Source organism: Pseudodesulfovibrio thermohalotolerans (assembly GCF_021353295.2).
Lineage (GTDB): Bacteria > Desulfobacterota > Desulfovibrionia > Desulfovibrionales > Desulfovibrionaceae > Pseudodesulfovibrio > Pseudodesulfovibrio thermohalotolerans.
In genome coordinates, this window is the sequence record NZ_CP120635.1 from 2795562 (window position 1) to 2807933 (window position 12372).

Below are 12372 nucleotides of genomic sequence, written 5' to 3' on the forward strand. Positions count from 1 at the left end.
ATGGATATTCCCTAACGCCCCATTTTGTTCAGCATGACCGAGATGGTCTTGAACATGATCTTGAAATCAAACCACAGGGAATAATTCTTGATGTAGTACATGTCATAGCGCAGTTTTTCGAACGCGTCTTGCACCGAGGCTCCATACGGGTAACAAACCTGCGCCCAACCGGTGATGCCCGGCTTCACGAAGTGCCGCTCCGCGTAATAGGGCACGATCTTCTTGAGCTCGTGCACGAACTCGGGACGTTCCGGGCGGGGACCCACCAGACTCATGCTGCCCATGAGCACATTGAAGAGCTGCGGAATCTCGTCGATGCGGGACTTCCTCAGGAAGCGGCCGAACCGGGTCACGCGATTGTCATTCTCCATGGCCCAGACAGCACCGGACCCCTTCTCGGCGTCCTGGCGCATACTGCGGAACTTGTAGATGATGAAATCCTTGTCGCCCTTGCCCACGCGAATCTGCTTGAACAGCACAGGGCCGGGGGAATCCAGCTTGATGCCGATCATGACCAGGGGCAGGATGGGGGACACGATGATGATGCCCGTCAGGGACAGGAGAATATCCAGGGCCCGCTTGATGAAACGGCGGATGCCGATGATCTTGAACCCCTTGGCGAAAATGAACCAGCTCGGGGTGATTTTCTCAAGCATCAGCTTCCGGTTGACCCGCTCGTAGAATTCCGGGGCCTCAAGGACCTCGATGCCGCTCAGCTTGCAGTTGAGAATTTCCTGCAACGGGAAGGCTTCCCGACGTTCGGTCAGGGAAACCACGATTTTGCTCGCCTTGGCCCGCTGGGCGGCCTCCAGAATCCTGTTGGTGGGGTTCTCCACCTGCGCCACGGGGTCCGCGAACTCGCCGGAAAGGCATTCCACGTAGTCCTTGAACTCATAACGCCCGCCCGACTGGACGGCCAGCAGCTTCATGTCCTCGGCCAGTTGGCCGTTGCCCACGATGACGACCCTGTGCACCAGCCCCGGAATTTTCCGCCAATTGGCGATAAACAGGAGCCACAGGGTGTGGTTGAGGCCGAAGAGGCACAACAGGACCGGAATCATCTCCTCCAGGCGCACGAACAAATCGGTCTGCCAGTAGATGAAGAAGGTCATGTTCGAAGCCACTATCAGGCTGATGACCAGCCCCAGGACCCCGGCGTTCCGTGAAGGCGCCAGATAATGGACTATAATATGGACAACCAGGAACGAGGCCAGGATAATTCCCATCAACACGAATACGTCGGCGGGACGGCCTTCGAACAGGGCAAGCATTTCAGACGGCTCGTTGAACAGTACCACCGAGCACAGAAACATCGCCAACACCAGCAGCAGAAGGTCCTTGAAGACTCTGACGGATGCAATGGCTACCATGTCTCTCTCCTCTCTCGTCCCCGGCTATTCGCCCATGATGGCGGCCAGGAGCTTCTTGGCCTCGGCCGCATTGGCGCAGTCGGGGCAATTGGCTACTTTTTCCAACAAGGGCAGTGCCTTGTCATTTTTCCCGGCCGCCTTGTAGGCGTAACCGAGATGGTATTCGATGTCCGGATTCGATCCGGCGACCTCCAGGGCCTTTTCCAAAACCTGCACGGCCTCGTCGAGCCGTCCGTTGACGGCCAGGGAGTACCCGAAGGTATCGAGGACTGCGGGATCGCCCGGACGCTGCATGTAGGCGGTGTAACCCAGACGCAGGGCTTCAAGCCGGGTCTTGGGGTTTTTCAGGTAGAGCATGGCCAGATTGTTCAGGGCCGGGACGTAGCGCTGGGACAGGCGCAACGCGTTGTTGTAGCTCACGGCCGCGTCCTTGTCCCTGCCCAGCAGGACACAGATGTCGCCCCTGACGGTCCGGGCCACGTAGTTGTTCTCGTCGCGCTTGATGGCCGCGTCGATGTAGGTCAGCGCCTTCTTGGTCTCCCCGGCGGCGAGGTAGTAGTTGCCTATGGCCACCATGAGGCTCGAATTCGCTTCGCAACGGGACCGTCCCTCTTCCAGGACAGCCAGTTGGTTGGTCTTGTCGCCCTTGGTGGCGTAGATGTCGGCCAGAGTTATGTATCCCATCGGTTCACCAGGATATATTTCAATAATATCTCTGGCCGAGCCCACGGCCTTGTCGTAGTCGCCTTTGAGCATGTAAGTGCGGGTGCGAAGGCCGAGAGCCGCGCTCTTGTTCTGCTTCTCCAACTGGTCGCAGAGGAGCAGGACTTCGTCATACCGCTTCATGGACAGGAGTATCTGCGCCTTTGCCCGTTCGATATTGATATTGAACGGCAGCTTTTCGCTTCCCTGCTTGAGAATGGCCAGACCTTCTTCCGCCCTGCCCTTGCGGGTCAGACTCTCGGCGTAACCGAGGTACGCCTCGGGGGCGTCGGTCTTGAGCGCCTCCTTGAAGGTCGCTTCGGCCTCGTCCTGGCGGTTGAGCAGTTGCAGCACGAGGGCCTTGCCCAACCAGGCGCGGACGAAATCGGGATGACGGTCCACGAAAGTCGAATATTCGTTGAGCGCTCCCTCGGGCTTCTTCTGGGCCAGATCAAGTGCCGCGAGCGTCAGATACGGGTCCGGATTGTCCGGGTTGCTTTCCTTGGATTTGCCGAGATATTCCCGGGCCTTTTCCACATCGTTGTCGGAAAGGGCCACCCGCGCGAGCAGGAAATAGAGCACGGAGTCGTTCTTGTTGCCGCTCAGGCCGCTCTCAAGCGTGCTGCGCGCCAGCCCCTTCTCGCCGTTTTTCATGTAGAATGCGGAAAGAATAATCATGGGCCGGATGGAATCCGGGGAAGCGGCCACGGCACGGGTCAGATCGGTCTCGGCCTCTTCCACGTTGCCGAGGGAATAGTTGAGCGCTCCCATCTTGAGGAGGGTGCCGCTGTCGCTCGGACGGCTCTTGGCCACGGCCTCGTATTGCTCGATGGCCTTTTCTCTTTCGCCCTTCATGGTCAGGGCGTCGCCCAGGGTCATCCGGGCTACGACGTTGTCCGCGTCCTTCTCAAGCACCTTGCGGGCCTCGGCCATGGATTCGTCGACCCTGTGCTGCTGGAGCAGGATCATGGAGATCATCTCCCGCGCCTTGAGGAAATTGCCAGGGCCGTCCGCGGCCACCCGCAAATGGCTGATCGCCGTTTCCAGATCGCCCACTGCGTAATAGCTCAACCCCAGGAAGAAATGGGACTCGGGGTCGGAAGCGAGGGTCACGGCCTTGTGAAAAGCGTTGATGGCCTCCTGGTACTGCTTCTGAAGATACATGGACATCCCGGTGACTTTCTGTCCGTAGGGCAGATTCGGGGCCATGGCGTTGAGCTGCTTGGCCAGCTCCGCGGCCTTGCCGTACTCCTGCTGCTCAAGCAGGGATTGGGCCTTGATGTATTTCGCATAAACGTCGGAAGGATGGGAGTCGCTGATATAAGTGAATGTCGCGCGATAGGCCTCCTTGTCACCCCGCTCCAATTCGCTGGAAGCCCGCAGATAAAGGGCTTCGCGGTTGGTCGGGTCCTTGGCCAGCACATCGGCGATGGCCTTGTCGGCGGCGGCGATGCGTCCTTGCGCCCTGTAAACCCTGGCCAGCCCGATGTGGGCCTCGCTGTTGTCAGGGGAAAGCTCGACGGCCTTGTTGAACCACTTCTCGGCCCCCTCGGTATCGGAATCCTCAAGCAGCAGCCTGCCGTAAAGCAAAGCGCCGTCCACGGATTTGGGGTTGGCCGAACAATAGGCCTCAACAAGCTCCAAAGCCTTGGAGCGGTTCTTGGACAACCTTTCGAGGCGGGCCAGATCGTAGTTCAATTCCTTGTCATAAGGATTCTGGAGCTTATACTTGTCGAAATTCTTGCGGGCCTGATCCAGCTTGCCGGTGGCCAGGTAGGACTGCGCCAGCCCAAGACGGGCTTGCAACTGATTGGGATCCTTTTCAAGGATGGTTTTGTAAATGACAATGGCGCCGGAATAATTGCCGCTGTCACGATATTGCTCGCCCTCGCCCAACATTTTGTCGATGTCGTTGTTACCGCAGCCAGCGAGAAGGACTATAATCAAAGTCAGATACAGGAATCTTGTGAGTTTCACGGCATCCTCCCAGAATGATGCTTCGTTTCCGTATTCAGCAGCCCTACAAATAGCCAGAATCATGCCAGCGTTATTTCAGACAAATAGTTCCCATAAAATCAACAAGTTGTAATGTTCACCCCTCAAGCGTACCCCCCTTCGGACAGCAATTTGTCTGGTTTAATCGGACTTTTTTATCCTGGTGAAATTAGGTCGACGGGAGCTTAATATTCGGAAGACGCAACCGGCGTTTATCTCTAGAAAAACCCTAAAAAGTTTTCCACAGGCCTCCATCCTGATTTGCTCCACCAAACTTGCTGTTCCAGCGTATTGATGATTCCGTCTATTAGATTTGCAGTTTTCGATAGACCGTTTCTATCCACCGTTGCGGATATCATTAAATCCACAATAAATATCCACGATTCCAACATGATACACTTTGTAAAATTAAAATGTCCGGTTTTGCCGGACTATTTGACGTTCCAAGGGCCTTTTTTCCGCTCCTTTCTTCGGAGACCACGCATCAAGACGTCCGTTGCGCATATCTTTCACGAAATCGATTCATGAGGCGCTCGCGGAACGGATAAGGAACATCTTTCCGGTTGGCACCCCGGCCCGAAATTTGCTAACGGATTTACTTATCGGAGAACGAACAAATTGCCATGATCGCCACCATTGCCTGCCAAAACCTTTTCCACGACAAGCTTCGCCTGGTCGTCACCCTGACCGGCATCGTCTTTTCCGTGGTCCTCATCACCATCCAGGTGGGGCTGTTTCTCGGCTTTACCATCACCATCTCCTCGGTCATCGACCACTCAGGGGCCGATGTCTGGGTCACGTCTCCAGGGGTAAAAAACTTCGACATCGCCTTGCCCCTCAAGGAGAGCAAGTACTACGACACGCTGTCGGTTCCCGGCGTGGCCTCGGCCTCGAAGTTCATCACCCAGTTCGCGAACTGGAAACGGCCGGACGGCGGCCAGGAGTCCATCCAGATCGTCGGCTTCGAACCGGCCAAGGGCATGGGCGGGCCATGGGGAATGGTGGTAGGCTCCACCGATCTTCTGGACCTGCGGGACGGAATCATCCCGGACCAGCTCTATGTGGATAAACTCGGCGTTCCGAGACAGGGGGAGGTCGTTGAGATCAACGACAAACGGGCGCGCGTGGTCGGATTCACCCAGGGCATCCGATCCTTCACCACATCGCCCTTTGTGTTCGCGTCCCTGGACACGGCCTGGCGTGTTTCGAACCTGAAACCCGGTGAATTCACTTACATTCTGGTAAAAGCGGACAAGGGAGTCTCCCCGGAGGCGCTGCGCGACGCCATCCGCGCCAACGTGCAGGACGTGGACGCCTACACCACCCCGGAATTCAGTTGGAAGACCCAAGAATACTGGATGTTCAACACCGGCGCGGGCGCGGGCATCCTTATCGCCGCGTTCCTCGGCATGGTGGTCGGCACGGTCATCGTCGCCCAGACCCTCTACGCCACCACCCTGGACCACATCTCTGAATTCGCCACCCTCAAGGCCATGGGCGCGCCCAATTCATATATATATAGCATCCTGCTCGCCCAGGCATCCCTGAGCGCCGTGCTGGGCTACGGCTTCGGCATCGCCATTTCAATCATGGTTTCCCGGTTCAGCGACTTTTCCGCCACGGCCATCGTTATCCCGCCACTGCTGGCCGGCGGCATGTTCTTTCTCACGTTGTTCATGTGCATCGGCTCCGCGCTGATCTCCATCCGCAAGGTCATGACCCTCGACCCGATCCTGGTCTTCAAGGGGAGATAGAATGACAGCGAAAACAGCCATAGAACTGCGCGACATCTCCAAGGCTTACGGCCCCGAAGGCAATCAGGAATATGCCCTGCGCAACGCCACTCTCAACGTAGTCCAGGGCGAGGTGCTCATGCTCATGGGCCCCTCGGGCAGCGGCAAGACCACCCTGCTGTCCATCATGGGCTGCATCCTCAAGCCCACCTCCGGCTCCCTGAGCGTTGCGGGCCGGGACATCTCCGGCCTCTCGCAGCAGGACCTGAGCAAAATCCGGCTCGACAACATCGGATACATCTTTCAGGAATACAATTTATTCCCCACCCTCAACGTCCTGGAAAACGTCATGGTCGCCCTGGACCTGCGGGGCTACTCCCGCAGCCAGGCAAGGGAAATGGCCATGGCGACCCTGACCGACGTGGGGCTGGATGACAAGGCCGCGGTCAAGCCCGCCACCATGAGCGGCGGACAGAAACAGCGACTGGCCATCGCCCGCGCCCTGGCCGGATCGCCCAAAGTCATTCTTGCGGACGAGCCCACGGCCGCGTTGGACTCCGTCAACGGCCAGCAGGTCATGGACCTTATGCATTCCCTGGCGAAACGGGGAGACCGCGCGGTGGTCGTCGTAACGCACGACCCGAGGACCGTGGACTTCGCCGACCGCATCGTGACCATCGAGGACGGCCGACTGTACCCACAGCCCCATAACGGGGCAAAGGCTCCCGAGAGGAAATCATGAGAATAGTATTGCTGCTTCTGGCTGTAACCATCGCCGCCTCGGTCTTCGTGGTCCACGAGTCGCCGCAGTGGCTCTCGGACTACCTGCCCGACATCAGCGACTCCACCTCGAATATGGCCGCGACCCCGCCCCTTAACGACAGCGCCCCCTGGGTTGCGGCCTATGGCCGCGTCGAACCGGCCAGCGAGGAACGCGAATTGTCGTTCGAAATTGGCGGAGTGATCGAATCAGTGCCTGTCGAGGAGGACGAACGCATCTCCAAGGGACAGCCCCTTGCCTTTCTGCGCGACGACCAGTACGTGGCCAGACTTGCCACGGCCAAGGCTTCCGCCCAGGCCAAGAAGGCATACTACGACAAGCTGGTGGCCGGTGCGCGCAAGGAAGAAAAAAGCGAGGCTCAGTCCGTGGTCCAGCGGACCAAATCGGTCATGGTCAACGCCCGAAACGAGATGAACCGGCGAAAGGAGCTGCTCTCCAAAAAGCTCATCGCCAAGGAAGAAGTCGACCGGGCGGCCAAGGACTTCCTGGTGGCGGAAAAGCAATACGAGGAAGCCGTCCAGCGGATGCTCATCACCCGGAACCAATCGCGCAAGGAAGACATCCTCATGGCCTGGGCCGAATACCAGGCCGCCGTCCAGAGCTCCCTTGAAGCGGAAGCTCAGCTCGATCAGACCGTGCTCCGCTCGCCCATAGACGGCATCGTCCTGAAACGGCACCGGCTCCCGGGTGAGCATGTGTCGATATTCCTGGACACGCCGGTCATGACCGTGGCCGACGTCAGCCGCTTCAACGTCCGGGCCGAACTGGACAAGAAGTTCGTAACCTATGTCCACGCCGGACAGGAGGCGTTCTTCACCAGCGAGGCGTTCGGGGACGAACGGATCAAGGGGCGAGTGCTGCGCAAGGCGGGCACCATGCAGTTGACCGACATCCCGCCGCGGACGCCCGGCGAAAAAGTCGACAAAATCGTGCTCGAAGTCATCATCGCGCTGGAGCCCAGAGAGGGTATGGTGACGGGACTGACCGGCGACGTTTTCATCCTGACGGACAAGGCCGCCGGGTCCGAATTCTCCTCCATCGTCAGCGACTAACCCGGATTCGCCATGACGCCGCTTCTCGCTCGCATCCTGCCGTTCTGTCTGTATATGGCCTTCATCGCCGTTCCGGAAATCGGTTCGCGTTCGGGCCTGTTCGAAATTTCCGCCCAGACCGGGGCCGCCCTCTACCCGCTCAAGATCGGTCTTGTCGCCCTGGCCCTGCTCCTGCTTCGCAAATGGTACGACGAGATGCGTCTCGCGGACCTGGGCAACATCGGCCACACGGCCTTGAGCATCGGGCTGGGCGCCGTCGTGTTCATCCTGTGGATCAACCTCGATCACCCCTTCGCCACAACGGGCGATCCGCAGGGATTCGACCCCAACACGTTCGGCAACATGCGTCTGCCCATGATCGCCGCCCGAATCTTCGGAGCCGCCGTGATCGTTCCGATCATGGAGGAACTCTTCTGGCGCTCCTTCCTGGCCCGTTACCTTGTGGACAAGAATTTCACGGCCGTCCGGCATGGCACCTTCACCGTCTTCACCTTTGTATCCACGGCCATACTGTTCGGGCTGGAGCACCACCTGTGGCTGGCCGGAATCATGGCGGGCGTCGCCTACAACTTCCTGTACATGCGCACCCGCAGCATCATGCAGTGCACCCTGTCGCATGGAGTCACCAATCTTCTGCTCGGCATCTACGTCCTCTCCACGGGGCAATGGCTTTTCTGGTAAGAATCAAATATCCCTGACGGTTTTATCTTCCCTCGCCCCTCGCAAACGGCAAAAGAAAAGGGGCCACGTCAACCGTGACCCCTTTCAAACATTTCGCGAGGGATTTGATCCAGCCGCGCAGGGCCGCCTCAGTCCGTCTTGAAGGACGACAACGGCTTGCGGTAGGTCCCGTATTTGATGTGCGGGCCGAAGCCAACCCGAAAGAAAAGCACCGGGTAGCCGCCCAGGAAGCCGGGGAAACATTCCTCGACCGCGGTCCATGAGCGGCCCAGCAGTTTCCGATGCGCCGGGGAAAAAGACTCCTCCCCTTCCAATAGCCAGCGCAGCCGAAAGAGCGCGGGAGCCGCCGCAGGCTGGAACCGTATGCCATAATGGGTGAAGGTCAGCCAGGCCCGCTCCAGCGCCCTGCCCGCCATGAAAAGCGACTCGATGTCCGACGATTGCGCGCTGACAAGCCCAACGCCTCCCGAACAGCGAATGCCCTTGGCCGAATGCGCGGCCACGCCGCGCGCCGCGCCCAGGGCGTTGAGAGTGTTCATGACCGGCCACGGCCTGGTTCCCTTGAGGAACAGGTTACCCATCCGTCCGGCCTCAAGGTTATCGAGCGGCAACCCGTCCCGGGTCTCCTCGGCGTCCTTTCGGGTAAAGCGGATCATGGCGTTCAGATGCTCATGGAGCCCGCGATGCTCGGTGCGGATGCGGTCGGCGAGGCACACGGACCCGGCGAACGTTTTCAGGCTGTCGGCCCCGGAAATCCATTGCAGCCTGACGCCGGGGAACCGCTCCACGGCCTCCTGGACATGCTCCCACACACCGTCGGAAACCGGCGTTTTGCGGTAGAATTTCCGATTGGTGCATCGCTGCCAGATGGCGTCGTGCAGCACGGGTTCGCGGACGTCCCGCCCTTCCTTCAGGGAAAGCGTGGCAAGACGCGTCACGCCCGGGCCGTCCTCGGGGGCCATCTCCACCTCCGGAACGAGTCCGCAGGCCTGCGCCGCCAGGGTCATGTTCTCCATGGCCGCGCCGCAGGCCACAATGGAAGCGGCCTGTCGGACGTTGAAAAAACTCTCGTCCACGCCCTTGTCGAGCAGGAGGGATATCCGCCCGTCTTCGTCCGAGAACCGCCACGGCTGGCAATTATCGCCGGAGGGAGCCTGCATCCCCGCCCGAATCACGTACTCGCGCACGGCGGCCGGGCCGTCGGCGGCGAGGTCGGGCTGAGGAGGCGTGACCGGCCCGATGATCTTGTTCCGGTCCAACAGATAATTCCTGGATATCCACAGCTTCAACCGTTGAATGGGATTGCGGTTGCCCATGCGCAACCGTCCCCGGACAAGCTTGCGGACGTAGGGATCGAACTGGAGGTAATGCGGGACCGGCTTCACGCCCTTGCGGCCCAGCAGCAGACGCAACGCCTCGGTCACGGCCAACGAGGCACAGAGCTGGCAAGCGCAGCCCAGGGACGGCCCGCGCTTTTCCAGGAGATTCACGAAGTCCATGTCAACGTAACGGAAGTGGGTGGCCCGGGGAGACAGGCCCATGGCGAACTTGAGAATCCGCTCGATGTAGGTGTCCTCCTCCCGGATGTCGAAATATTCATCGAAGCCCATGCCGTCCGGGGTGAAGACCAGCAAGGCCGAGCTGAACCCCATGGGACCAGCGGTTATGACCGGGATGCCCTTTTCCAGAGCCTTCTTGAAGACCATCCGCCGCACTTCGAAAACGAAAAAGTCCAAGCCGTCCAGAACCAGGTCCGCACCGTCCAGGAAGGCGTCCACGTTGGCCTCGGTCACGCCTTCCTCGAAGATCTCCAGCGACAGGTGCGGATTCACCTCAAGGGCGTTTTCCTTCATGACACGCAGTTTTTCCCGCCCAAAAGCGGAAACCGTCGCCCCGTACTGGCGGTTGACGTTGACCGTGTCGAAGCGGTCGAAATCGGCCAGCCTGAAACCACCCACGCCGCTTCGGGCCAGGGTAATCAAATGCCCTCCGCCCACGCCGCCCAGACCGGCAACGGCAACAACGGAGCGTTGCAGCCGGTTCTGTTCGTTGGCGTCGAGCAGACCGAGATTTCGACAAAAGGCGGCCTCTTGGTAGGTATTGTGCGAAGCGACGTGAAACACATCGAGCTTATGTCGCAATTCGGAAGTATCCACAAAAAAATCCTTTTCGGAGGGGAGGGAATCGGTCGGCATCAGGCCCTATGCGTAAAATGCCTCATGGTACAGGAGCTTGAACTGATCGAGCTGCTCGGCCGTCAAGCCGTCCAGTATTTCCGGACGCAACGACAGGAAGTAGCGCAGGTTTTCCGGACTCAGGGGCTTGTTCCTTTCCACCGGCTGAAGGAGATGCGGCGCGAGAATCGAATTATTGACCCGCGTGAAGAAACCATAGAGGTTCGTATCGAAATCGGACTGGCCGTAAGCCTCGAACATGGCTTCGTTGTAATCGCGGAAAGAGATGCGCAACGCCACGGCAGGGGCGTTCACGCCCTTGTACCAACGCTCTTCTCCAAAATCTTCGAACAGAAAAATATCCTTGTAAAAACGCACGTGCTTGGGATTGACCATGATGCACATGTCGTCCACGCCCGTCAAATGCGCGTAATTGAAAAGGGCCTTCGACAGATAGACGACCAGATTGGACCAACGCCGACGCCGCGGCGTCGCCAAAGCGCCGATTTCGGCGACCTTCCGTCCTTGGGCGCGCAGAGCGTCTATCTCATCCTTATACAGCTCGTCCATTGGCAGACCGAACACGTCGCTGTCGATATAAAAAGACATGGTCGAGATAACAGTCAGGTATTCCTTGAAGATGAAGGCGCAGGTGCTGGGAAGAAGGCTGAACACGTTGAAAGACATCTCCGAGGGATGGTCCTCGGCGATATAATTCGTCCCACGATAAACGGAGTAAACCGTTCTGAAAGCCTGCTCCAACTCTTCCTTGGTTTCAGCAATCTTGATACTGGGTTTCTCCAGTCCATCCAATTTGCTGTCGATCAGAGAAGACCTTCGGATACGCAGGGTTCTGCGGCGTTCTACACCGTTCTGCAAATTGTTTTCGCCTTTTTCTTTTTGTGGCATTGTTCCCCATATAGCACAGGCAAAGAAAAGTTGTCTACGCAATATAGCTTTGCAGCATGGCGTCAACCATTGAAGCCATTTCCGAGTTGTTCCCTTCGAATACGCCGACCATCGTCATGTCCCGATCAACCTTGTAACGTAGCCGTTTACAGTAGAACGATACCGTCTGGGACAACTCCGGAACGGTGAAAAAAACCTCGAAATACAAAGAATCAGCCAACTTCTCGCCTATTTCCGGGGAAACATCCCGGAAAGAAATCCGCAAGCCGCCCCGGGAAATGTCATCCACCACGACGGGGTAGCTGCGCATTTCCCTGTCGGAAAACTTTACGCAAGATATCGCCGGAATTGACACATCCACCCGGGGATGCCTCCGTCGATCCTTACCGTTCAGAGTCCAATCCCGACTCACGAAATCCTTCAAGCACCCTTCAACCATTTGTGAAACATACTGGGAACAATCAACGCCTTCCTCACGAGCCATGCGCTTGAGTGCCTGAAAACTCTCCCGATTCATGTCGAAACACACTTTTACCAAATCAGACATCATTTCAACTACCTTGACCTAACTTGCAGTGTGCGGGGCGGTCCCACCCCGGAGCCCCCTTCCAATGTCGCAACAATTTTAGATTTTTTTGCAATAAACATACCGTAAAAAACCCGTTTGAAGCCCGTGTTTTTCTTTTGGTCCGGACAATAAAAATGCCGGTGGAATGCCTAACTCAATCCGCTCGGAATTAGTTGCATCATACTAGTGAACTACGAAAACAACCCGGACCACACTGCCCCAAAAAGGAAAATGCCTCCGCCGTTTTCCGCGGCATGAACAAGCGTCATGCTGGCTCGAAGGCCGGACGGAAGTGTCCCGAAATCCGACAAAGGGTGACACAAGGGCTACGGTGGATGGCATTTCGCCGCTTTCGGAAAGGCAAGGAAATTGAGCGCGGGGAACGCGAAACATAGACGCGGGCGTAC

General features: G+C 58.1%; 9 protein-coding genes. 4 read left to right on the forward strand and 5 right to left on the reverse strand.

Annotated features, from left to right (window positions below; all coding sequences use genetic code 11):
- Positions 1-11 precede the first annotated feature (11 nt).
- Both LF599_RS13140 and prsT read right to left on the reverse strand, forming a co-directional pair.
- Complete coding sequence (locus LF599_RS13140) at positions 12-1370, reverse strand: TIGR03013 family XrtA/PEP-CTERM system glycosyltransferase (protein ID WP_279521109.1); 1359 nt, start codon at positions 1368-1370, stop codon at positions 12-14.
- 24 nt (positions 1371-1394) lie between these two features.
- Entirely contained in the window at positions 1395-4049 is a 2655-nt protein-coding gene (gene prsT, locus LF599_RS13145; RefSeq protein ID WP_279521110.1) for an XrtA/PEP-CTERM system TPR-repeat protein PrsT, read from the reverse strand.
- Positions 4050-4690: 641 nt separating this feature from the next.
- Between prsT and LF599_RS13150 the strand changes: the two genes are divergently transcribed.
- From LF599_RS13150 to LF599_RS13165, 4 genes are read left to right on the forward strand one after another with little or no spacing between them, the layout of a single operon-like run.
- A complete protein-coding gene (locus LF599_RS13150; protein WP_279521111.1) occupies positions 4691-5821 on the forward strand; it encodes an ABC transporter permease in 1131 nt (376 codons plus the stop codon).
- 1 nt (position 5822) lies between these two features.
- The gene (locus LF599_RS13155; RefSeq protein WP_279521112.1) at positions 5823-6542 is read left to right on the forward strand and encodes an ABC transporter ATP-binding protein; all 720 of its coding nucleotides are present in this window, start codon (positions 5823-5825) and stop codon (positions 6540-6542) included.
- The gene (locus tag LF599_RS13160; RefSeq protein ID WP_279521113.1) at positions 6539-7633 is read left to right on the forward strand and encodes an HlyD family secretion protein; all 1095 of its coding nucleotides are present in this window, start codon (positions 6539-6541) and stop codon (positions 7631-7633) included. The genes LF599_RS13155 and LF599_RS13160 overlap by 4 nt, the downstream gene beginning before the upstream one ends.
- Positions 7634-7645: 12 nt before the next feature.
- On the forward strand, positions 7646-8314 hold the full coding sequence (locus tag LF599_RS13165; RefSeq protein ID WP_269942022.1) for a CAAX prenyl protease-related protein: 669 nt from the start codon (positions 7646-7648) through the stop codon (positions 8312-8314).
- 128 nt (positions 8315-8442) lie between these two features.
- Here the strand turns inward: LF599_RS13165 and LF599_RS13170 are convergent, their stop codons facing one another.
- The 3 genes from LF599_RS13170 to LF599_RS13180 are packed head-to-tail and all read right to left on the reverse strand — an operon-like array spanning position 8443 to position 11947.
- Positions 8443-10470 carry a ThiF family adenylyltransferase gene (locus tag LF599_RS13170; protein WP_279521114.1) on the reverse strand — a complete coding sequence of 676 codons (2028 nt, stop codon included), beginning with the start codon at positions 10468-10470 and terminating at the stop codon, positions 8443-8445.
- Between the two features lie 45 nt (positions 10471-10515).
- A complete protein-coding gene (locus LF599_RS13175) occupies positions 10516-11397 on the reverse strand; it encodes an N-acyl amino acid synthase FeeM domain-containing protein (protein ID WP_279521115.1) in 882 nt (293 codons plus the stop codon).
- A 34-nt stretch (positions 11398-11431) separates the two neighbouring features.
- Positions 11432-11947 carry a PilZ domain-containing protein gene (locus LF599_RS13180; RefSeq protein WP_279521116.1) on the reverse strand — a complete coding sequence of 172 codons (516 nt, stop codon included), beginning with the start codon at positions 11945-11947 and terminating at the stop codon, positions 11432-11434.
- Positions 11948-12372: the final 425 nt, after the last annotated feature.

Coding starts and splice junctions, on each gene's coding strand:
- LF599_RS13140 (WP_279521109.1), bottom strand. CDS start 1,370: ATGGTAGCCATTGCATCCGTCAGAGTCTTCAAGGACCTTCTGCTGCTG.
- LF599_RS13150 (WP_279521111.1), top strand. CDS start 4,691: ATGATCGCCACCATTGCCTGCCAAAACCTTTTCCACGACAAGCTTCGC.
- LF599_RS13155 (WP_279521112.1), top strand. CDS start 5,823: ATGACAGCGAAAACAGCCATAGAACTGCGCGACATCTCCAAGGCTTAC.
- LF599_RS13160 (WP_279521113.1), top strand. CDS start 6,539: ATGAGAATAGTATTGCTGCTTCTGGCTGTAACCATCGCCGCCTCGGTC.
- LF599_RS13165 (WP_269942022.1), top strand. CDS start 7,646: ATGACGCCGCTTCTCGCTCGCATCCTGCCGTTCTGTCTGTATATGGCC.
- LF599_RS13175 (WP_279521115.1), bottom strand. CDS start 11,397: ATGCCACAAAAAGAAAAAGGCGAAAACAATTTGCAGAACGGTGTAGAA.
- LF599_RS13180 (WP_279521116.1), bottom strand. CDS start 11,947: ATGATGTCTGATTTGGTAAAAGTGTGTTTCGACATGAATCGGGAGAGT.